Origin of the sequence: Pseudomonas sp. 2848 (assembly GCF_003253945.1) — a bacterium.
In the GTDB taxonomy this organism is placed as follows: domain Bacteria; phylum Pseudomonadota; class Gammaproteobacteria; order Pseudomonadales; family Pseudomonadaceae; genus Aquipseudomonas.
Genome location: NZ_QKZD01000004.1, coordinates 191,804 through 212,791 on the forward strand (window position 1 = coordinate 191,804; position 20,988 = coordinate 212,791).

The 20,988-nt window shown below is 67.0% G+C and carries 17 protein-coding genes; 12 read left to right on the forward strand and 5 right to left on the reverse strand.

Annotated features, from left to right (window positions below; all coding sequences use genetic code 11):
* Positions 1-96 precede the first annotated feature (96 nt).
* On the forward strand, positions 97-6,438 hold the full coding sequence (locus DFS21_RS10105) for a non-ribosomal peptide synthetase (RefSeq protein WP_111532230.1): 6,342 nt from the start codon (positions 97-99) through the stop codon (positions 6,436-6,438).
* Between the two features lie 31 nt (positions 6,439-6,469).
* On the opposite strand, the gene DFS21_RS10110 is transcribed toward DFS21_RS10105, so the two are convergent.
* Positions 6,470-7,114, reverse strand: coding sequence for a metalloregulator ArsR/SmtB family transcription factor (locus tag DFS21_RS10110; RefSeq protein ID WP_110701541.1), 645 nt, complete (start codon positions 7,112-7,114; stop codon positions 6,470-6,472).
* Between the two features lie 311 nt (positions 7,115-7,425).
* On the opposite strand from DFS21_RS10110, the gene DFS21_RS10115 reads away from it, so the two are divergent.
* The 7 genes from DFS21_RS10115 (at position 7,426) to ribD (ending at position 14,368) form a co-directional block, all read left to right on the forward strand.
* A complete protein-coding gene (locus DFS21_RS10115; RefSeq protein ID WP_110701543.1) occupies positions 7,426-8,469 on the forward strand; it encodes a methyltransferase in 1,044 nt (347 codons plus the stop codon).
* Positions 8,469-9,362 carry a VOC family protein gene (locus tag DFS21_RS10120; RefSeq protein WP_111532231.1) on the forward strand — a complete coding sequence of 298 codons (894 nt, stop codon included), beginning with the start codon at positions 8,469-8,471 and terminating at the stop codon, positions 9,360-9,362. Before DFS21_RS10115 ends, DFS21_RS10120 begins: the two co-directional genes overlap by 1 nt.
* Positions 9,363-9,427: 65 nt before the next feature.
* Positions 9,428-10,438, forward strand: a complete 1,011-nt coding sequence (locus DFS21_RS10125; RefSeq protein ID WP_110701547.1) for an SUMF1/EgtB/PvdO family nonheme iron enzyme — start codon at positions 9,428-9,430, stop codon at positions 10,436-10,438.
* Positions 10,439-10,472: 34 nt separating this feature from the next.
* A complete protein-coding gene (ribA, locus tag DFS21_RS10130) occupies positions 10,473-11,069 on the forward strand; it encodes a GTP cyclohydrolase II RibA (protein WP_102685058.1) in 597 nt (198 codons plus the stop codon).
* A 24-nt stretch (positions 11,070-11,093) separates the two neighbouring features.
* Entirely contained in the window at positions 11,094-12,785 is a 1,692-nt protein-coding gene (locus DFS21_RS10135) for a WD40 repeat domain-containing protein (protein ID WP_110701558.1), read from the forward strand.
* Between the two features lie 12 nt (positions 12,786-12,797).
* On the forward strand, positions 12,798-13,457 hold the full coding sequence (locus DFS21_RS10140) for a cyclopropane-fatty-acyl-phospholipid synthase family protein (protein ID WP_110701559.1): 660 nt from the start codon (positions 12,798-12,800) through the stop codon (positions 13,455-13,457).
* A complete protein-coding gene (gene ribD / locus DFS21_RS10145; RefSeq protein WP_111532232.1) occupies positions 13,454-14,368 on the forward strand; it encodes a bifunctional diaminohydroxyphosphoribosylaminopyrimidine deaminase/5-amino-6-(5-phosphoribosylamino)uracil reductase RibD in 915 nt (304 codons plus the stop codon). Before DFS21_RS10140 ends, ribD begins: the two co-directional genes overlap by 4 nt.
* A 130-nt stretch (positions 14,369-14,498) precedes the next feature.
* Here the strand turns inward: ribD and DFS21_RS10150 are convergent, their stop codons facing one another.
* Complete coding sequence (locus DFS21_RS10150) at positions 14,499-15,227, reverse strand: trans-aconitate 2-methyltransferase (protein WP_102685054.1); 729 nt, start codon at positions 15,225-15,227, stop codon at positions 14,499-14,501.
* A 2-nt stretch (positions 15,228-15,229) separates the two neighbouring features.
* Positions 15,230-16,651: an MFS transporter gene (locus DFS21_RS10155; protein WP_110701561.1), complete on the reverse strand. Its 1,422-nt coding sequence runs from the start codon at positions 16,649-16,651 to the stop codon at positions 15,230-15,232.
* A 134-nt stretch (positions 16,652-16,785) separates the two neighbouring features.
* Between DFS21_RS10155 and DFS21_RS10160 the strand changes: the two genes are divergently transcribed.
* From DFS21_RS10160 to DFS21_RS10170, 3 genes are all read left to right on the forward strand, one after another.
* Positions 16,786-17,106: a YbjQ family protein gene (locus DFS21_RS10160; RefSeq protein ID WP_023632483.1), complete on the forward strand. Its 321-nt coding sequence runs from the start codon at positions 16,786-16,788 to the stop codon at positions 17,104-17,106.
* Positions 17,107-17,246: 140 nt separating this feature from the next.
* Positions 17,247-17,435, forward strand: coding sequence for a hypothetical protein (locus tag DFS21_RS10165; protein WP_023632482.1), 189 nt, complete (start codon positions 17,247-17,249; stop codon positions 17,433-17,435).
* A 225-nt stretch (positions 17,436-17,660) separates the two neighbouring features.
* A complete protein-coding gene (locus DFS21_RS10170) occupies positions 17,661-17,966 on the forward strand; it encodes a hypothetical protein (RefSeq protein WP_110701563.1) in 306 nt (101 codons plus the stop codon).
* Positions 17,967-18,019: 53 nt separating this feature from the next.
* On the opposite strand, the gene DFS21_RS10175 is transcribed toward DFS21_RS10170, so the two are convergent.
* Entirely contained in the window at positions 18,020-18,352 is a 333-nt protein-coding gene (locus DFS21_RS10175) for a hypothetical protein (protein ID WP_046855208.1), read from the reverse strand.
* Between the two features lie 343 nt (positions 18,353-18,695).
* A complete protein-coding gene (gene ampC, locus DFS21_RS10180; protein WP_111532233.1) occupies positions 18,696-19,835 on the reverse strand; it encodes a class C beta-lactamase in 1,140 nt (379 codons plus the stop codon).
* 133 nt (positions 19,836-19,968) lie between these two features.
* Between ampC and DFS21_RS10185 the strand changes: the two genes are divergently transcribed.
* A complete protein-coding gene (locus DFS21_RS10185; RefSeq protein WP_110701567.1) occupies positions 19,969-20,961 on the forward strand; it encodes a bile acid:sodium symporter family protein in 993 nt (330 codons plus the stop codon).
* Positions 20,962-20,988: the final 27 nt, after the last annotated feature.

Consider the following 20,988-nt stretch of genomic DNA (forward strand, 5'->3'; position numbering starts at 1 on the left):
AAAGGCCCTGCCATTGTCCGGGTTTGGGGGGCCATACAGGGGCCGGGGTGGGTGCTTGAATCCGCGAACGACCCCGTTTCAAGGAAGATCCACGCCATGTCCGCCGCCGACACCTTTCCCCTGACCTGCGCCCAGCGCGACATCTGGCTCGACCAGATCAGCCATGGCGATTCGCCGCTCTACAATGTCGGCGGTTATGTCGAGCTCGATGGCCGTGTGGACTGCGGGCTGTTGAGCCAGGCGCTTGACCATCTGGTCCGCGTGCACGACGGGTTGCGCACGGTGCTGGTGCGCCATGCCGGTGGCGATGGCCTGGCGCGCCAGCGCTTCGCCCGCGACGTGCGGGTCGCGCTGGACGAGCATGACCTGCGCGACCACAGCGCACCGTTCGAGGCGGCGCAGGGGCTGATCAAGACGTTGCTGCAACAGCGCTTCGCCCTCGAGCGCGGGCCACTGGTGCGCATGGCGCTGCTCCACCTGAGCGAGTGCCGCAGCCTGTTGGTCCTGCAAGGTCACCACCTGATCTTCGATGGTTGGGGCCTGGAGCAGTTCGTCTACCAGTTGGGCCAGTACTATGGTTGGCTTGAACAGGGCCTGGCGTTGCCGGACTCGGCGCCGTCCTACCAGACCTTCATCGAGGACGACCTGGCGTATCAGGGCTCGGCACGCCAGCAGCGTGACCTCGCCTACTGGCTGGACAAGTACCGGACGCTGCCCGATGCGTTGCTCAGGCCACGTGACCAGGGGCTGCCCGCCACCGCCACGCCGAGCAATGCGCTGGAGTGCAGCTTCGACACCAGATTGCTGACGCGCATGCACCAGCTGGCCGCCGAGTTGCAGGGGTCGGCCCTGCATGTGTTGCTGGCGGCGCTGCATGTCTGCTGCGCCCGGGCCTGGCAGCGTGACGACTGGGTAATCGGCTTGCCGGTGCGCAACCGCGGCAATGCCCGGGCCAAGGCGACGCAAGGGATGTTCGCCCAGGTCAATGCGTTGCGCATGGACTTCGGCAGGACCTTGAGTTTTGCCGATCTGGTGCGGCGCATTGGCGACACCCTGAAGCGCGACCTGCGCCACCAGCGCTTGCCGCTGAGCGAGCTCAACCGTGCGCTGGGCCTGTCCCGCGAGGCCCGCGGGCAGTTGTTCGAGATCACCGTGTCCTACGAGGAAGAGGGTCACGACTTGCGTTACGGCAGCCTCGGCGCACACAGCGTCAAAGTGTGCAACGACCACGAGCCCACCCCGTTGTCGATTTACCTGCGCAGCAATCCGCACAATGGCAAGGCCTGGCTGCACCTGGTGTACAACCAGGCCTGGCTGGCGTCCGAAGAGGTCGAGGTGTTCAGCACTCGCTTGCTTCACGTGCTGGCCCAAGGGCTCGAGCAACCCCAGGCGGGCATCGACAGCTACGACTTGTTGCTTGCCGAGGAACACCAGCGCCTGCGCCAGTGGAACGCCACCGCCCAAGACCCCGAGGGCCCGGCCTTGATTCACCGCCGTATCGAGGCCCAGGCTGCAACACGCGCCCAGGCGACGGCTGCGGTGCATCAGGGGCGCAGCCTGAGCTACGGCGAGCTGAACGACCGCGCCAACCAGCTGGCCGCGCAACTGCTGGCCATGGGCGTGCTGCCAGAGCAGCGGGTGGCGGTGCTCGCCCGGCGCGGCCTGGACACCCTGGTCGGCTTGCTCGCGGTGCTCAAGGCCGGCGCGGCCTATGTGCCGGTGGACCCGGCGCACCCAAGCGAGCGCCTGCAGTACCTGATCGATGACTGTGCGCCGAAGGTGGTGCTGACCCTCTCGGGCCTGCGTGACCGCCTGCCGGCCACGAGCGTGCCGGTGATCGAGCTGGACCGTTTGCCATCGGCCACGGCAGGGCTGGCCAACCCCCAGGTAGCCCAGCTGTCCGGCGCCAACCTGGTCTACGTGATCTATACCTCCGGCTCCACCGGCCAACCCAAGGGCGTGATGGTCGAGCACCGCATGCTGGCCAATCTGGTCGACTGGCACTGCGCTGCCTTTGACCTGCACGCGGGCAGCCATACCTCCAGCCTGGCCGGCTTCGGCTTCGATGCCATGGCTTGGGAAGTCTGGCCAGCCCTGTGCGCCGGCGCGACGCTGCACCTGGCGCCGGTGGGCGAGGGGGGCGAGGATATCGATGTGCTGTTGCGCTGGTGGCGCGCCCAGCCGTTGCAGGTCAGCTTCCTGCCCACGCCAGTGGCTGAGCACGCCTTCGCCCAGGGCGAGCCACACCCGACCTTGCAGACCTTGCTGGTCGGCGGCGACCGCCTGCGGCGCCTGGCCCGGGAGCGGGGTTGCCGGATCATCAACAACTACGGCCCGACCGAGGCCACGGTGGTCGCCAGCGCTGGCGAGGTGCACCCCGGACAGGTGCTGCATATCGGCGCGCCGGTGGCCAATGCGCGCCTGTACGTGCTGGATGCCCAGGGGCGACAACTGCCGGTTGGCGCCGTGGGCGAGTTGTACATTGGTGGCGCGGGGGTCGCCCGTGGTTACCTGAACCGCCCCGAGCTCACCGCCGAACGCTTCCTTGACGACCCTTTCGCCCAGCAGCTTGGCGCGCGGATGTACCGCACAGGGGATCTGGTGCGCTGGTTGCCCGAGGGCACCCTGGAGTATCTGGGCCGCAGTGACGACCAGGTGAAGATCCGCGGTGTGCGAGTGGAGCTGGGCGAGATCGAGAGTGCGCTGGCGAGCCACGCGGCCGTGCGTGAGGCCGTGGTACTGCTGCGTGACGGGCAGTTGGTGGCCTGGTATGTCGCCGGGCAGGTACTGACCCCGCTGGACCTGCATGAGCACCTGCGCAACCGCTTGCCCGCGGCATTGCTGCCTTCGGCCTATGTGGCGATGGCGGCCTGGCCGCTGACCGCCAATGGCAAGCTCGACCGTCGCGCCTTGCCGGCACCGGACAGCGAGGCCTCGGTGCGGCGTACCCACGAGCCGCCGCAGGGCGAGCTCGAGCAGCGCCTGGCCGCGCTATGGGCCGAGCTGCTGGAGGTAGAGCAGATCGGGCGGCATGATCACTTCTTCGAACTGGGGGGCCATTCGCTGCTGGCGGTACGCCTGATCGAGCGCATGCGCCAGGCAGGGCTGCACGCCGATGCCCAGGTGCTGTTCGGCCAGCCGACCCTGGCCAGCCTCGCCGCGTCGCTCGGCAGCGCCCCCGCGCAAGCGGTACCGGCCAACCGCGTGGCGCCGGGTTGCCAGCGCATCACCCCCGAGATGCTGGCCTTGACCCACCTCGACCAGGCCAGCATCGACCAGATCGTCGGCACGGTTCCGGGCGGCGCGGCCAATGTGCAGGAGATCTACCCCCTGGCGCCGTTGCAGGAAGGGCTGCTGTACCATCACCTCACCGACGAGCGCGATCCCTACCTGCAGCAGGCGCTCTTCGCCTTCGACAGCAGGGCGGCGCTGGAGGCGTTCAACCAGGCCCTGGCCCGGGTCATCGAGCGCCACGACATCCTGCGCACCAGCCTGGCCTGGGAAGGCCTGGCACAGCCCCAGCAGGTGGTGTGGCGCCAGGCTTGGCTGCCATTGAGCGTGCTCGGGCCCGGCCCGGGCGATGCGGCCGCGCGGCTACTCGAACAGGGGCTGCGGCTTGACCTGCGCCAGGCACCGATGATGGCCCTGGCCTGTGTCGAGGACAGCGTGCAGGCGCGATGGCTGGGCCTGCTGCATTTCCACCATCTGGTCAACGACGCGGTCTCGGTGCAGGTGCTGCTCGCCGAGCTGGCGACGCTGATGGCAGGCGAAGGCCATGACCTGCCTGTTCCGGTGGCTTACCGCAACTATGTTGCGCTGAGCCGCGATGAGCGCCGGCAGGCCAGCCATGAACGGTACCTGCGCGAGGCCCTGGCCGGTGTGCTGGCGCCGCCCCGGCTGGCCGGCATGGCTGAAGGGCCGCAAGGGGGGGCGCAGGTCGAGACCTGCGCCATCACCGTGCCCGAGGCCCTGGCCGCCACCCTGCGCCAGCGCGCGCGCCAGCACGATGTCGGCCTTGGCAGCCTGATGCACCTGGCCTGGGCGCAGGTACTGGGGGCGCTGGGCGGCCGTGACGAGGTGGTCTTCGGCACCGTGCTGCTGGGCCGGGTGATGGCCGGCGAGGGCGCCGACCGTGCGCTGGGCATGTTCATCAACAGCCTGCCGTTGCGCGTGTCGCTGGCCGGGCGCAGCGTGGCCCAGGCCCTGGCCGGTACCCATAGCCAACTGGCGGCGCTGCTCGGGCACGAGGACGCGCCATTGGTCCTGGCCCAGCGTTGCAGCGGCCTGCCAGCCGGCGTGGCACTGTTCGACAGCCTGCTCAACTATCGGCATGGCGCGGCGCAGACTGTGTCGTTGCCGGGCGTGTCGCTGCTCGAGGCCAGCGAGGTGTACAGCCATGCCCTGGTGCTGACCGTGGACGAGGAGGGCGACACCTTGCGCCTGAGTGTGCGTGCGCCCCGTGAGCTGGGCGCCGAGCGCGTGCTCGGGCATGTGTCGTGCGCGCTGCGGGCCTTGGCCGAGGCACTGGCCGGCCAAGCCCCGGTGGCGCTGGAATCGCTGTCGACGTTGCCGGAGGACGAGCGCCGCTACCTGCTGGAGACCGTCAACGCCACCGAGCTGGCGCTGGACCCTGGATACCCGCATCTGCCAGCCATGTTCTCCGCCCAGGTGAGGCGCGCGCCGGATGCCGTGGCGCTGCAGACCGAGCAGACGCAATTGACCTACCGCGAGCTCGATGCCCAGGCCAATCGCCTGGCGCACCACTTGATAGGCCTCGGTGTGCGGCCCGACACGCGGGTCGCCGTATGCCTCGAGCGTGGCGTGGCGCTGATCGTCGGCTTGCTGGGCGTGCTCAAGGCTGGTGGCGCCTATGTGCCGCTGGACCCCGACCACCCCGACGAGCGCCTGCACTACCTGCTCGCCGACAGCGCACCGCTGGCGCTGCTGGTGCAGGGCGCCACCCGCGGCCTGTTCGATGGCCAGCAAACACCGTTGGTGGACCTGGACCAGGGCGCCTGGCAGGCGCACGGCGACCAGGCGCCCGCGCTAGCGGAGCTTGGCGGCGGGCACCTGGCCTATGTCATGTATACCTCAGGCACCACCGGCACGCCGAAGGGCGTGATGGTCGAGCACCGTGGGCTGTGCAACCTGATGCGCTGGGGTAGCGACCTGTGCCCGCCGCAGCCCGATGATGCATTGCTGCAACGGGCGCCGTTCAGCTTCGATGGCTCGGTATGGGAGCTGTTCTGGCCATTGTGCGCGGGGCTGCGCCTGGTACTGGCGCGCCCTGACGGGCACCGTGACCCGGCCTACCTGGTGCAACTGATCCAGGCCCGCCAGGTGACCACCGTAAAGTTCGTGCCGGCCTTGTTGCATGCCTTCCTCGACACCCCGGGCGTAGAGCGCTGCACCAGCCTGCGCGATCTGTTCTGCGGGGGCGGCGAACTGACCCTGGCACTGGCGCAGCGCGTGCGCGAGCGACTGCCCCGGGTGCGCCTGCACAATGTCTATGGCCCCACCGAGGCCACCGTCGACAGCACAGCCTGGACCTTGGAACCGCAGCAGCCACTGCCCGTCGTCGCCCCACCGATCGGGCGGCCAATCGGCAACACCCGCCTGTATGTGCTCGACGCCCATGACCGCCCGGTGCCCATGGGGTGCGCCGGCGAGCTGCACATCGGCGGTATCGGCGTGGCCCGTGGTTACCTGGGCTTGCCGGCACTGCAGGCCGAGCGCTTCATCGCCAGCCCGTTCGTGGCCGGTGACCGGCTGTATCGCACCGGCGACCTGGTGCGTTACCGCGCCGATGGCGAACTGGAGTTCCTTGGGCGCAACGATTTCCAGGTCAAGCTCAATGGCCTGCGTATCGAGCCAGGCGAGATCGAGGCTCTGCTGGCGAGCCACCCGGCCCTTGGCCAGGCCGTGGTGCTGGTGCGCGAGGATCGCCTGGTGGCCTATGCCAGCTGCCGCGATAACCACGACGCGCCAACACCTGAGGCGTTGCGTAGCTACCTGCTGGCGCGCCTGCCGGCCTACATGGTGCCGTCGGCCTACGTGCTGCTGGCCGAGCTGCCGCTGAGCGCCAATGGCAAGGTCGATCGCAACGCCTTGCCGGTGCCAGGCGCTGCGGCGGTGATCAGCCGGGCCTACCAGGCACCGCGCGATGAGCTGGAGCAGGCGTTGGCGCAGATCTGGACCGAAGTGCTGAAGATCGAGCAGGTCGGTCGCGACGACAACTTCTTCGAGCTGGGCGGGCATTCACTGCTGGCGGTCAGCCTGGTGGCACGCATGCGCCAGGCCGGCTTGCACGCCGATGCACGGTTGCTGTTCAGCCAGCCGACGCTGGCGGAACTGGCGGCCAATACCCGCCGCGAGCAGGTACAGGTGGAGATCGCCCAGACCACCATCCCGGCGCTCAAGGGCAGGCGGCGGATCTGATGGCGTAGCGTGACGAGCACTGCGTGGGGGGCTACTTCGGCGAGATGCGATAGACGCAACGCCGGTCCCCCGAGATCAGGTGCTCGCAGCGCTCCACCAGCCCTTGCTCGCCGATTGCCGCCTGGAACACCTGCAGCTCGCTGCGGCAGAACCCCTGGCAACGGGTGGCTGCGATACAGATCGGGCAGTGGTTCTCGACGATCAGCCAGTTGTCGCCGTCGGCCTGGATCTCGGCCATGTAGCCTGCGCGCTCACGCAGTTGCACAAGGATGCGCACCTTGTCTTCCAGGCTTTCGGCACCTGCGCAGGCTTGCTGGTACTCGCGGCTGTTGCTGTCTTCCATGCGGCTGATCAGGCGGTCGACGCCGTCGCTGCCGAACACCTGCTCGACGCTCTCGATCAGTTGCAGGGTCAGCACGCTGTGGGAGTCGGGGAAGCGGCGCTGGGCGGTGGCGGTCAACGCCCATTTCTGCGAGGGCCGCCCGGCGCCCTTGGCCGGCACGCTGATGCCGCTGATCAGCTCGGCCGCCTGCAGTTTCTGCACCTGCTGGCGGGTGGCTTCGAAGGTGATGGCGAGCAATTGGGCAAGGTCGGCGGTCTTGAGCGGCCCGCGGGTCTTGAGCAGGAACAGGATGCGGTCGGCGGTGCAGTTCGAATCTACGGTGGTCGAGGTCATGGAGCGCTGGAAACCGGGCGTGAATGAGCGGATCGGGCACTCTCCTGGGCCATCCTTTGCGCAGGCAAGTGGGCGAAGGATAGCCCGGATTCGCGGTGATTTGTGCAAGGGGGAACGATTATCGATGAGAAAATTCATATGCGATAAAAATATAAAAGGTATTAGTTGTATTTATTAGATCCGCGTCTAGGCTGATCTGCGGAGCCTGTGCTTGCCGGTCCCAGGGAGGGGTGCGTGCAAGTGCGTCAACACCTTGCTGGCAAATGCCGGGCATGGGCCCATCAACAACAACTCGACAGGGATGTGAGTGCATGAATGCCCAGAAACCCGTGACCATCTATGAACACGCCGATGAAGTGAGCAGCCTGCAGGGCGTGGTCGACCTGGTGAAGCTCTCCGACCAGTACCGCCAGTCCGCCATCCTGCATTCGGCGCTGGCCCAGCGCGTGTTCGACCACACCCGCCAGCCAGTCGGTGCCGAGGCTTTGAGCGATGCGCTGGGTTGGGTGCCGAACAAGGGCCGTATCTTCCTCAACGCGCTGGTGGCCATGGGCCTGCTCAAGCGCACCGCACAAGGCTTCGAGAACCTGCCGCTGAGCCAGCGTTTCCTGGTTAGCGACAGCGCCGAGTTCATCGGCCCGATCATCGACCATCAGCGCCTGCAGTGGCACAACTGGCCACGCCTGGACGAAGTCCTGCGCAGCCGCGATTCGCTGGACTTCCAGCAGGAAAATCGCTTCAAGCACGACCTGGCGGCCCGCGATGCCTTCAACGACGCCATGGTCCGTTTCAGCCAGCCCATGGTGGACGTGCTGCGTGACCTGCCGCTGTTCGACAAGGCCCGTCGGGTGATCGACCTCGCCGGCGGCCACGGCACCTACCTGGCCGAGATCGCCAGCCGCCATCCGCAGGTCAAAGGGGAGGTCTGGGACCTGGAGCCCACCCGCGAGGCGGCCGCGGCCACCTTCGCCAAGTACCGACTCGACGAGCGCCTGGGTTTCCATGCCCGCAACCTGCTGGACCTGGCCCAGTACCAGGGCGAGCGCGCCGATGTGGTGATGCTCAACGACTGCCTGCACTACTTCACCCGCGAGCAGGTGCGCACCCTGATCGCTGGCGCCGCCGGCATGGTCGAGGGCGACGGCGCGCTGCTGGTGCTGAGCATGGCCCTGGAAGACGATGAGATTCATCCGGCCCTGTCGGCCGACTTCTCCCTGCACATGATGCTCAACACGGTCAACGGCGAACTGCACCCCAGCCGTTACCTGATCGACAGCATGGCAGCGGCGGGGCTCACGGTGGAGCAGGAACCGATCGGCCGCTACACCCTGCTGATCGGCCGGAGGGCTGCCTGATGTTGCGTCTATTGGCATTGCACGCCGCGCCGCTCGGTGACGCGGCGGCCCAGGCCCTGGACAGCCTGGGCAGCGCCGCGGCCGCAGCGGGTTTCAGCCTGCAGGTCAGCCAGAAGCCGGTCGGCCAGGGGCCGGTGGACGCGGTCTGCCTGCTGCTCGACAGTGCCACGCCCCCTGCGGCGCTGAACACGCTGCTCAGCGAGGCCGCCGGGCTGTGCCGTAATACCGCGCTGGTGCTGGTGCGGGTGCAAGGCACGCTGGCGCAACTGCCGTCCGCCACGGGGGTGATCGCCCAGTGGCAGCAGGCCAGCCAGGGCTTCCTCTACCCGTATCCGCTGGATATCGCCAGCGGGCAGGTGCCCGGGGTGGCGATCAAGGACTGGCTGGCGGGCTTCGCCAAGTTCGCCGCGGCAACCAAACTGTGGCGTTCCCTCGACGGCCTGGGGCTGGACGAGGCGGCGCGGGCCAGGCAGCGTCCGGAAATGAACCACGTGAACATCCTGACCCGCGACCTGGAGGCGTCCAAGGCCTTCTACAGCGACATACTCGGCGCCAACTACTGCTACAACCTCGGCCCGCGCAAGGCAGTCATGGAGCTTAACGGCTTCGACTTCTTCATCGAACAGAGCGAGTCGTTCAGCTACCCGGCCGGCTACCACATCGGCATACGGGCACTGCCCGAGGATGTAAGGCGCATTGCCGACCAGGTCACCGCCGCCGGCACCATCAAGCTGGTCAAGGGCAACGGCCCGGCGCCGGGTTATCACCATGGGCCGGACAACGTGCGCAGCGCCGTCTACTTCGAAGACCCCGATGGGCTGGTGATCGAGGTGTACAGCGCCGAAGTGGAGATGATCGAAAGCAACCCACGGTTGCTCCTCGACCGTCTCTGACCCCACGTCGTCACACGCCTGCCGTGCCTTTGCGCGCGCAGGTGTGTGCCCAGGCAGGTATTCGCATGAACAGCTACAAACAGTGGCATTGGCCACGGCTGCCCAGCCCGCTGCCCAAGGATGTCAGTGACCGGGCGTTGATGGGCTATTCCGAGCAGTACCAGGAGCATCCCCTGCAGGCCAAGGTCGGCGAAGCGTTCGCCAATCTGCTCCAGGCTCCGCTGGACGTCCTGCTCGCCATTCTGGAACAGCCGCGCCAGCCTTTGGCGCGTCGCATCGGCGCCGGCGAGGTGCTGGCGCTGCGCGGTGATCCACGCATCGACACCTTCGCCCCGGACATGATCGACATTCCCGCGGCGCGGGTGCACATCGGCCTGGACCCAGGCGCGGTGGCGCAGGTGATGGACCAGTTCGACGGGCTGGGCCTGGACCGCAGCTGGATCGAAAAGGAGACCCCGCGCCATGCGGTCGAGCTGGCGGCGTTCCGCATCGCCCGCTTCCCGGTGACGCACCAGGAGTATCGCCAGTTCCTGCTCGACAGCGGTCATGCCGGCATCCCCGACGGCTGGGCCTTCGGCCGTTACCCACGGCACCATGCCAACCACCCAGTGTACAGCGTTTCGGCCAGCGATGCCGATGCCTATGCCCGCTGGCTCAGCGAGCGTACCGGCCGGCGCTTCGCCCTGCCCACGGAGGCGCAGTGGGAGTATGCCGCCGCCGGTGCCGAAGGGCGCCAGTTCCCCTGGGGCGACGCCTACCAGGTCGAGCACGCCAACACTGCCGAGCTGGGCTACCTGGACAGCACGCCGGTCGGTGTGTTCATCGATGCGGCCTCGCCGTTCGGCGTGCTGGACATGGCCGGCAACGTCGAGGAGTACGTTGCCGAGGACTACCAGCCTTACCCCGGTGGCCCGCGCATCGAGGACGACCTGGTGCTCGATGTTGGCACCCACCGCGTGGCCCGTGGTGGCAGCTTCACCCGTTTCCGCGACCTGGCGCGTACCGCGCGCCGCCACGGGCGTTACCCGCGACCGATCTACGTCATGGGTTTGCGCCTGGTTGAAAACCACAACTGAGTTTTTCCGTCTTCCGTGCAAGAGGTCTGATTCCATGAACAAGGATGTTTCGCTTCACACCATCGTGCCGATTTCCATCCTCGGCGGCGATGTCGATGCTCATTTCTTCGGCTTCCACGGCTTCGAGCGTGACCAGGAGCATTTCGCCGTGGGTATCGGGCGCGATCAGTGCGACGTGCCGCTGGTGCGGGTGCATTCCGAATGCATCACCGGCGATGTGTTCGGCTCGCAGCGCTGCGATTGCGGCCCGCAGCTGCAGGAGGCCCTGCGCACCCTCAAGGAGGTCGGCGGCTACCTGATCTACCTGCGCCAGGAAGGGCGCGGTATCGGCCTGTACTCGAAGTTCGAGGCCTATCTGCTGCAGGACTCGGGCCTGGACACCTACGAAGCCAACCTGCGCCTCAACCACCTGGCTGACTCGCGCTCCTTCGACCCTGCCGTGCAGATCCTGCGCGCCCTGGGCGTGGACCAGTGCCGCCTGCTGACCAACAACCCGGAGAAGGTCGCCCAGTTACGCGCCGGCGGCATCGATGTGATCGAGCAGGTACCCACCGGGGTGTTCCTGACCAACCACAACCGCAACTACCTGCAGGCGAAGGCCGTCAAGTCCGCCCATTCGATCAAGCTCTGACCCCCAGCGAAAAAGGATCTTTCGATGAAACACATTGGCCCTATCAGCGGTATCGCCGCCCATGCCGCGCACTTCGTCGCCACCGCAGGCTACGACAACCAGGTGATCCTGTGGAACGCGGCCACCGGCGAGCCGATCCACCGTGTGCACCATGACCACCTGGCCAACCAGTGCGCCTTCAGCAGCGACGGCAAGCACCTGGTCAGCGCCAGCAGCGACTACACCGCGCGTATCTGGGAAGTGCCGAGCATGCGCCTGAAGGCCGTGTTGCAGGGGCACAACGACGACGTCGAGATGGCGGTGTTCTCGCCTGACAGCCAGCGTGTGGCGACCTGCTCGCGTGACCACGTGCTGCGCATCTTCGACCTCGATGGCGTGCAGCTGCAGGCATTCCATGGCCACCAGGCCGACGTGATCTCGGTGGTCTGGTCGCCGGATGGCCAGCGCCTGATCTCCAGCAGCGATGACGGCACCGTGCGCCAGTGGGACACCCGCAGCGGCCAGCAATGCGACGAGGTGGACATCGGCGGCGTGGAAACCGACACCATCGCCATCACCCGCGAAGGCGTGGTGTTCGCCGGCGATGACGAGGGGCGTATCTCGATCATCGCCGACGGCCAGGTGCAGACCGTGCCGGCCCATGCCGCAGGGATCAAGCGCATTGTCTGGAACGACGACAAACGCCTGCTGGTGAGCCTGAGCTACGATCGCTCGGCGATACTCTGGACCTTCGACGCCGGGCGCAACCTGGTCAAGCGCCGCAGCACCGCACTGCCGAGCATCGTCTGGCCACGCAGCTGCGCCTTCGTCGGCGACGAGCAACTGGTGTTCGCCACCTTCGGCTCGCGCTACGCCACCTGGAACTACGAGCAGGACCAGTGGCAGGTGTCGGGCATCGAGCCGGCGGTGAGCATCAATGCCGTAGTGCGCAGCGAAGAGCGCCAGTACAGCATCGGCGACGCCGGTATCCTGCACCGTGACGACCAGCCGGTGACCTGTGTCGGCAGCCTGTGCAACTTCCTCCTGCCGTTCGGGCCGCTGCTGCTGACCGGTGGTCAGATGGGCCAGGTGTTCGATGGCCTGTCCGGGCGCATGCTCTACCAGCACCGTTCGCCGCTCAACTGTGGCGCCACCTTCGTCAAGCAGGGCGAGGACCTGGCGCTGATCGGCACCTACACCGGTGAAGGCCTGGTGTTCGGCCATGACGGCAAGGGCGGCCTGCGCCTGGTGGCGTCGATCCCCATGCACGACAACGCGATCAAGGGCGTGGCCGCCGACGAGCGTCACCTGTTCAGCGTCTGCGCTTCGGCCGACGCCGCGTTGCACAGCATTGCCGACTTCAGTTGCGTGCGGCACATCGAGGCGGCGCATACGCGCATTTCCAACGGCTGCTGCCCGATCACCGGCGGTTTCGCCAGCATCGGCCGCGACCTCAAGTTGCGCCTGTGGCTGGAGACCGGCGACGAGGTGTTCGATTCGCCGCACCAGCACTCGATCAAGTGCATCGCCGCCTCCAGCGATGGCCGGGTGATCGCCACCGCCGCCTACAACGGCACCGTGGCGCTGTTCGACCTGGCCTCGCGGCGCTGGCTGCCGGTGCAGCGGCCCACCGCCAGCGGTATTTCCTGCCTGACCCATGACGCGGCCAGCGATGCGTTCCTGGCCAGTTCCTATGACGGGCGCATCTACGGCATCGACGCCCGCCTGGCATCCTGAAGGAGCAGCACGATGAGCAAGCAAGCAAGCGACTTCATGCCCCAGGGCGACTACCGCAAGGCCCTCGACACTTCGTTCGTGCACCGCTACAGCCACGGCGAGGACGAGTGGTCGTGGGATATCGGCATGATCCAGGCGGCCAAGGCTTTCCTCGAGCGGCTTGACCCGCAGGGTGACCAGCATGTGCTGGATATCGGCGTGGGTCGTGGCCGCGATGCCTCCACCTTTATCCTCGCCGGGCACCGCGTCACCGGGCTGGATATCGTCGAGAACTCCAGCTGGCCACTGCTGCGCAAGCGCTGGGGTGATCGCCTCGACCTGGTGAACAAGGCCATGCAGGACTGGCAGCCGGCGCCGGGGACGGTGTTCGACGCGGCCCTGGACAACGGCTGCTTCCACCATCAGCACCCGGACGAGTGGGGCCCTTACCTGGCCCATGTGCGCCGCCTGTTGCGCCCCGGCGCGCTGGTCGGGCTGAACGTGTTCGGGGTCGATGATGCCCACCCCGAGGCGGGGTGGCGGGAAATGGACAACCAGCGCCAGGGCTATTTCTTCACCGACGCTGGCATCCGCCAGACACTGGAGGCCCATGGCTTCACTTGGCAGGGCCTGGAGGTGATCGAGCGTCAGCATGGCGAGGCCCGCTATCTGCTGGCGCTGGTCCGCACGTGAGTGCGCTCGACCGCCATTACCTGGACATGGCCCTGGCGCTCGCCAGCCAGGGCCTGTACAGCACCATGCCCAACCCGCGGGTCGGCTGCGTGATCGTCAACGATGGCCAGGTGGTAGGGCGCGGCTGGCACCAGCGCGCCGGCCACGCCCATGCCGAGGTGCTCGCCTTGCAGGAGGCAGGCCCGGCGGCGCGCGGGGCCACCGCCTATGTGACGCTCGAGCCTTGTGGTCACCATGGGCGCACCCCGCCGTGCGCCGATGCCCTGGTGGCCGCCGGGGTGCGCCGGGTGGTCACGGCCAGTGCCGATGCGTCGCAGAGCATCGGTGCGCTTCGGCTGCGCGAAGCGGGCATTGCGGTCGAGGCCATGCCCTGTCCCACGGCGCGAGCACTCAATCGCGGGTTTTTTTCGCGCATCGAGCGCCAGCGCCCCTGGGTGCGGGTGTTGCGGCCGGCGGCGTTGGCCATTGGCGCGATGGGTGAGGGCGCGATGCTCAGCCATTGCGACGAGCAAGCGCCGCTGGAGCACTGGCGGGGCAGGGCCTCGGCGTTGTTGACCACCTGTGACTGGGTCAAGGCCTGCGACCCGTCGCTGCTGGCGCAGGTTCCGGCACAGCGAGTCGAGCCGGTGACTCCGTTGCGGGTGGTGGTTGATCAGCGGCTCGATTGCCCGGCCTCGGCCAAGGTGCTGGATGGCCTTGCTCCGACGCTGGTGCTGCATACGGCGCAGGCGATGCGTGACGGGCGCTATGCCCGGGCGCGCTGCCAGGTGATCGAGGAGGTTGATGCTCAGCGGGTGTTGCAGGCGTTGTACGCGCTCGACTGCAATGAAGTCCAGGTCGAGGCGCAGCCTGCGTGGTGCGAGGTTCTGGCGCGCCAAGGGCTGGTGGATGAGTGGCTGGTGCAGGTCTGAGCGGGGACGCCTTGTGCGTCCCATCGCTGGCAAGCCGGTTCCTACAAGATGGCGCATGGCTTGAGGTTGGACGCGATCGGTGTGGGAGCCGGCTTGCCGGCGATGCGCCGCGTTGGCGGCGCCAGCGATCTCAGCGGCTGCAGATCAACCCGACTTGCAGGCTGTTCTGTTCGAACAGGTCCCAATACCCCGGCGGATGCGCCTTCTTGCGGATGCCGCTGATCAGCGGGGCGATCCAGCGCACATTGCGCAGGCCCACGTCATGGGCGGCCTGCTCGTAGACCGCCTTGTGCCAGCGGTAGTAAGTAAAATCCGCCGGCGGCGTGCTCATGAACTGTCCCTGGCAGCGGAAGCCGCCTTCGACCGGTTGTTCGTCCAGTACGCGGATGCCGTACTCGGTGAAATTGCCACGGGCCAGGTCGAAGGCCGGGTTGGCGGTATAGGCAATCAATCGACCGGACGGCTTGAGGTTGAGGGCGACGCTTTCGAACATGCGCCGCAGCTCCTCGACGCTGCCGGCGTAGTTGAACAACCAGGCGGCGGTAACCTTGTCGTACTGGCCGATGCGGCCCATCTGCGCCACGTCGCGCACTTCGTAGGCGATGCCGTCGTTGGCCTGGCGCGCCTGATAGATCATGCTCGGCGAGATGTCCACCCCATGCACCCGCGCCGCGCCCCAGTCCTTCAGGCGGCGGCTGAAGAAACCATGGCCGCAGGCCAGGTCGAGGATCTCCTCGCCGATCACTTCGCCGGCCATGTAGCGAAAGGTGTCGACCTCGACCCCGCGCTGGCTGGCGTGGCTGGTGAAGTCTTCGAACTGCTCGCTGATGCGCTCGTAGACTTCCTTGGATTCCTTCATGGTCACTCCTTGCGTTCAGAGGTGAGGCGCAGCGCCAATGGCAGGGCCAGCAGCGGTGCGCAGGCGAATACGGCGAACAGCCACAATGCCGCCCGGCGCGCGCCCTCGACGCCACCGGGCTCGACCAGCCCGGCGCTGTTGGCTACCAGGCCGGCCAGGGCCGCGGCCAGCGCGGTGGCATACAGCTGCACGGTGGTGATCGAGGCCGAAGCGAGGTTTTCCTCGCCGGGGCGCGCCGCTTGCAGCACGCGGGTAAGCAAGTGCGGCCAGCCCAGGCCGATGCCCAGGCCCACGCCGGCCAGGGCCAGGGCAAACACGGCCAGGCCCGGCGTGCTGGCCACCCACGCCACGGCGGGTGTCAGCAGAGCCAGGGCCAGTAGCGCCAGGGCCACCAGCAGCGGGCCGCAGCGGATCTGCCAGGCGCCGCCATCGCGGTCACGCCCGGCGCTGGCCAGGGCGCCGACCGTCCAGCCGGCGGCCATCACGGCCGTCAGGTAGCCCGCGGCCAGGGGGCCGAAGCCATGGATGCGCTGGAGGAAATAGGGCACATAGATCTCGGTGGTGATGGCCGCCACCAGCAGGCACATCATGGCGAACAGCGCGCCCATCGGTTGCCTGAGACTGTAGGCGCCGGTGGGCAGCAGGTGGTGACGGGCACGGGGATCGAGGCGGGCGATCAGCGCGGCGATGGCCAGCCCGGCGACGATGCCGGCCAGGTTGACCCACAGTGAGTCGGCCAGGCTGGCCGCGCAGATCGCCAACACCGAGGCCACCAGGCAGGCGATCAGCCCATAGGCCGGGCGTGCGCCATTGTCGTCCAGCGCCTGGCGCGCCGGCAGGCGCAGGCAGACGATCAGCGCCAGGGCGGCGGCCACCGGCAGTAGCGACCAAAATGCCCAGCGCCAGTGCCCGCCCTCGGCGAACACGCCGCCCACGGCGGGGCCGCACAGCGTGGCCACCCCCCACATCGCCGAGACCAGGGCCATGGCGCGGGGCCACAGGCGGCTCTCGAACACCAAGTGGATCAGCGCATAGCTCAAGGCGAACAGGATGCCGCCGCCCAGGCCTTGCACGCTGCGCCCGATCAGCAGCAGCGGCATGCTGGTGGCCATTGCGCACACTGCCGAACCGAGGGTGAACACCAGCAGTGCCAGCAGGTAGGCGACCCGTGGCCCACCGCGGGCCAGCAGGCGGGTGGAAAGGGTGGAGCCGATGATCGAGGCCACCACGAACAAGGTGGTGTTCCAGGCATAGAAGGCCAACCCGCCGATTTCGTCGATCACCGTGGGCAGCAGCGTGGTGACGATATAGACATTGACGGCGTGCAGGGCGACACCGCCGGCCAGGGCGATCGAGCGCAGCGCATTGCCACCGCTGAGCAATTCGCTCCAGCGTGCGGGGGGCTGTTCGGGGATGGCGGTCATGAAGGCTCCTTGCGTGATCCTGCGCTGGGAGTCTAGGAGCCGGAAAATCATTATTCAAGAAGTTGCTTGTGTAATTTGGCCGCGGAGGATTTGTTAGGATCGTGCTCTTTTGTCTTGTTCCAGGAGCTTCACCCATGATCATCAGCACCACCAGCCAGCTCGAAGGCCGCCCCGTTGCCGAATACCTCGGCGTGGTCAGCGCCGAATCGGTGCAGGGGATCAACTTCGTGCGCGATTTCTTCGCACGCTTTCGCGACTTCTTCGGTGGCCGTTCGCAGACCCTGGAGAGCGCCCTGAAGCTGGCCCGTGAGCAGGCCACCGAGGAGCTTGTGGCGCGGGCACGACAGTTGCAAGCCGATGCAGTGGTGGGCGTGGACTTCGAGATCAGCATGCCGTCGGTGCAGGGCGGGATGGTCGTGGTGTTCGCCACCGGTACGGCGGTGCGCTTGAAGTAAGGCCAGTTGCCACTGGTCGGGCAAGGAGTTTTTGTCCGGCTGGTCTGCAAATGACCGGCTAGTCTCACTTCAACGGGCCGCTGCTTCACTAGGCAGGTGCATTGCCTGCCGGCACGGTCGCCATTGGAGGGAGTCAGGGCATGAGCGAATCTTTTTTTGAAGACCTGAACGATGCGTTTCCGATCAACAGCCAGGTGCGCTGCGGGCAAGCGGCCTTGCGCCTGGGCTTTGCCAACATGACCCTGGACGAATCGGAGCAACTGCAGCCGGCGCACCTGCAACGGGCCAAGAAGGGGCGGTTCACGCCGCGTGTCCCGTCGAAAAAGTGAAACAGCACATTAGCGGGGCAAGCCCGCTCCCACAGACCTTGCTAGAAATCTGTGGGGGCGGGCTTGCCCCGCGATCATGTTGGTCCGAACACTGCAAAACCGCCCAACGGCACGCATTTCCCGCCATTTCTTGATCCCGCTCATGGTATCGGCGCGTCCCCCTCGCCGCCGGTTCGAGGCTGTGCTTTTCTTGCGCGGCATGTCAGACACGGAGTATCGACTTCAATGCGAATCAGGGAAGAGACCTACTGGCAATGGGCCGATGTGCAGTTGCACAGCCGCAGCCATGACGAGGAGTTGAGCGACGGCACCAGCATCGATGTGCAGGTGCGCCTGTCCAGGGTTGGCGCCACGCAGCTGTTTCTCGGGCTGTACGCCCGCGACGGCAAGGCACTGCTGGAGGAGTACTACCCCTCGCGTCCGGGCGAAACCATGACACGGGCCCTGGTGTGGGGCGTTGACCGTGCCCGCGCCCTGGCCACGGGCGCCTTGCCGCTGCCGGAAGCGATGCCGCGCAGGCGCCAGGCATGAAAAAGCCCGGCCTTTGTCGGGCCGGGCTCAAGAAACGGTGTAAAGCCGCGGTATCAGTTCAACGCGTCGATCACCTTGATTGCCTGCCGCTCACGGGCGGTAGGCCATTCTTGTTGCAGGGTCTCGAGTACGCGACCGACGAAGGAGGTGTCGGCGGCGGCCTTCTTGCCGACGTAGCCCTGGCCACGGCGGTAGACCTTGAAACGGGCGCGCATGCTGGGCATGTGCGATTCGAACTCGTCTTCGACCGTGTTCGGCGGCAGGCGATCCAGGCGGACCTCGCCGGATTGGCTGACCCACAGCAGGTGGTCGTCGAGGCTGTCCTTGCGCGCGGCGAACAGCTGGGCCAGTTGGTCGATGGTTGGATTGTTGTTCAAGTTCATCATAAAGCCCCCATTACTCACATTCGTTGGTGAAGTTCGTCTGAAGTTCACATTGGCGCCACACCATGTAGCGCGCTAACCAAGGCTGCTACAGCAGCTTCGCAACAGGGGCTTTCTCACGCTGCCTTCTGGGCAGTTTCCCTCTCCACGGACGGCCTGCGTTACCGCGCAGGCCGTCTGGAACACCCTTGCCACCGCTCCCGATCAGGGAGACGGCCTCATCATGCCCAAGGCGCAGGAAGGGCGTCAACCGTTTTGTAGTGATTATTTTTAGTCACTACATCTTGTCGGACAATCCTCTTCGTTGTGTCTGTCGAGTCCGTTCGCCGGCGCCAGGAATCGGCCGTCATGGCTCCAGGCTTGAGAGGATGCGTTGCGCGACACGTACCCGCTCCTCGTTGGGGTAGTTGCGGTTGGCCAGCAGCACGATGCCCATCTGTTTCGACGGCACGAATGCCACGTAGGCGCCGAAGCCACCGGTGGCGCCGGTCTTGTTGTACCAGGCGGCAGGCTCGGCGGGCAGCGCCGGGTTCAACGCCTTTATCGGGTTTTCTCCGCGGATGATCTTGGCACCGTTGTATTCCAACAGGGTGTCGAGGCTGACCGGGTAGGGGTAGCGCTCCCAGCCCAGGCCCTGGGTCATGGCGCCGACCTGGAAGTAACCGGCCTGGGTGATGGCGATGGCCTGGCGCAGGGCAGGGTCGAGCGCGGCAGGTTGCAGTTGCAACTGGACATAGCGCAACAGGTCGCTGGCGCTGCTCTTGATGCCGTAGGCCTGCTCGGCGTAAGGGCCCGGGCTGACCCGTACCGGCTTGTCCTTGGCATCGTAGCCCTGGGCATAGAGGCCACGGGCGTTGGCCGGTACTTCCAGGTAGGTGTGCTCGAGGCCCAATCGAGGCAGCAGCCCCTGGGTCATCAGTTCGGCGAATGGCCGCTTCTGCGCGCGGGCTGCCAGGTCACCGAACAGGCCCAGGCTGGGGTTCGAGTAGCAGCGCTGGGTGCCGGGTTCGGCGCGGCGTTGCCAGTGCTGGAACCAGGCCAGGGTCTGCTCCTTCGTCTGCACCTCGTCGGGGAACTGCAGTGGCAGGCAGTCGCCGCTGTAGGCGCCCAGCTCAAGCACACTGGCGCTGCCGATCGGCGCCTTGGCCAGGCCGGGCTGGTAGCGGCTGGCGGGCGCCGCGAGGTCGAGCTTGCCCTCGGCGCTGGCCAGGGCGGCGAGGGTGGCGGTGTAGGTCTTGCTCACCGAGCCGACCTCGAACAGGGTGTCGCGGGTCACTGCCTGGCCGCTGGCCTTGTCGGCCAGGCCATAGTTGAAATAGTGCGCTTGGCCATTGGCATACACTGCCACGGCCATGCCGGCGATGCCGTGCTCGCGCATCAGCGGCTGGATGACGCCATCGACGCTGTGCTGCAGGTCGCCTGCTAACAGGGGTGGCGCGGCCAGCGTCAGGGCAGTGGCCAGCAGCAGGTGCGGGGGACGTTTCATGGTGCAAGGTTCCTTTTCGTGATTCAGTCGCCGGGTTGTCCGTTGGGCGACACTGACGGGGGTTCCGGCGTTAGCGGCATAAAGGCCGGGACCTTATCGTCCAGGCTTGCACAAAGACAAGGCGGAATCTGTGATGAGATATTTGCGCATGCTGTTCGACAACTTCACCCTGGCCCTGCTCGGGGTGGTGTTCATCGCCACCGTGCTGCCGTGCGCAGGCGAGGGCGCGGTGCTGTTCGGCTGGCTGACCAACCTGGCCATCGGCCTGCTGTTCTTCCTGCACGGCGCCAAGCTGTCGCGCGAGGCGATCATCGCCGGCGCCAGCCACTGGCGCCTGCACCTGCTGGTGTTCTCCTGCACCTTCGTGCTGTTCCCGCTGCTGGGGCTGGCGTTCAAGCCGCTGTTCGTGCCGCTGGTGGGCAATGAGCTGTACCTGGGCGTGCTCTACCTGTGCGCCTTGCCGGCCACGGTGCAGTCGGCCATCGCCTTTACCTCGCTGGCCCGTGGCAACGTGCCTGCGGCGATCTGCAGCGCGGCGGCCTCGAGCCTGCTGGGGATCTTCCTCACGCCGCTGCTGGTGGTGATGTTGCTGGGCGCCTCGGGCGACACCGGCTCCGGGCTGGACGCGGTGCTGAAGATCACCCTGCAGTTGTTGGTGCCCTTCGTCGCCGGGCAGATCGCCCGCCGCTGGATCGGTGCCTGGGTCAAGCGCAATGCGCGCTGGCTGAAACTGGTGGATCAGGGCTCGATCCTGCTGGTGGTGTACACCGCCTTCAGCGAGGCGGTGGTGACCGGGTTGTGGCACACGGTGTCGCCGCAGCACCTGGCGGGCCTGTTCGCCGTGTGCGGGATCCTGCTGGCGGTGGTGCTGCTCGGCACGCGGCTGCTCGGGCGGCTGCTGGGCTTCAATGTCGAGGACCGCATCACCATTCTCTTCGCAGGTTCCAAGAAGAGCCTGGCAACCGGCGTGCCCATGGCCCAGGTGCTGTTCGTCGGCGGTGGCATTGGGGCGATGATCCTGCCGTTGATGCTGTTCCACCAGATCCAGCTGATGGTCTGCGCGGTGCTGGCGCAGCGTTATGCGGCGCGGCTCGAGGAGGGCGGGCAGGCGACGGCGGCTTCCTGAGACGGATCCCTGCCGCCGGCGCGCGCC

Coding starts and splice junctions, on each gene's coding strand:
- DFS21_RS10105 (WP_111532230.1), top strand. CDS start 97: ATGTCCGCCGCCGACACCTTTCCCCTGACCTGCGCCCAGCGCGACATC.
- DFS21_RS10110 (WP_110701541.1), bottom strand. CDS start 7,114: ATGACCTCGACCACCGTAGATTCGAACTGCACCGCCGACCGCATCCTG.
- DFS21_RS10115 (WP_110701543.1), top strand. CDS start 7,426: ATGAATGCCCAGAAACCCGTGACCATCTATGAACACGCCGATGAAGTG.
- DFS21_RS10120 (WP_111532231.1), top strand. CDS start 8,469: ATGTTGCGTCTATTGGCATTGCACGCCGCGCCGCTCGGTGACGCGGCG.
- DFS21_RS10125 (WP_110701547.1), top strand. CDS start 9,428: ATGAACAGCTACAAACAGTGGCATTGGCCACGGCTGCCCAGCCCGCTG.
- ribA (WP_102685058.1), top strand. CDS start 10,473: ATGAACAAGGATGTTTCGCTTCACACCATCGTGCCGATTTCCATCCTC.
- DFS21_RS10135 (WP_110701558.1), top strand. CDS start 11,094: ATGAAACACATTGGCCCTATCAGCGGTATCGCCGCCCATGCCGCGCAC.
- DFS21_RS10140 (WP_110701559.1), top strand. CDS start 12,798: ATGAGCAAGCAAGCAAGCGACTTCATGCCCCAGGGCGACTACCGCAAG.
- DFS21_RS10150 (WP_102685054.1), bottom strand. CDS start 15,227: ATGAAGGAATCCAAGGAAGTCTACGAGCGCATCAGCGAGCAGTTCGAA.
- DFS21_RS10155 (WP_110701561.1), bottom strand. CDS start 16,651: ATGACCGCCATCCCCGAACAGCCCCCCGCACGCTGGAGCGAATTGCTC.
- DFS21_RS10160 (WP_023632483.1), top strand. CDS start 16,786: ATGATCATCAGCACCACCAGCCAGCTCGAAGGCCGCCCCGTTGCCGAA.
- DFS21_RS10165 (WP_023632482.1), top strand. CDS start 17,247: ATGAGCGAATCTTTTTTTGAAGACCTGAACGATGCGTTTCCGATCAAC.
- DFS21_RS10170 (WP_110701563.1), top strand. CDS start 17,661: ATGCGAATCAGGGAAGAGACCTACTGGCAATGGGCCGATGTGCAGTTG.
- DFS21_RS10175 (WP_046855208.1), bottom strand. CDS start 18,352: ATGATGAACTTGAACAACAATCCAACCATCGACCAACTGGCCCAGCTG.
- ampC (WP_111532233.1), bottom strand. CDS start 19,835: ATGAAACGTCCCCCGCACCTGCTGCTGGCCACTGCCCTGACGCTGGCC.
- DFS21_RS10185 (WP_110701567.1), top strand. CDS start 19,969: ATGAGATATTTGCGCATGCTGTTCGACAACTTCACCCTGGCCCTGCTC.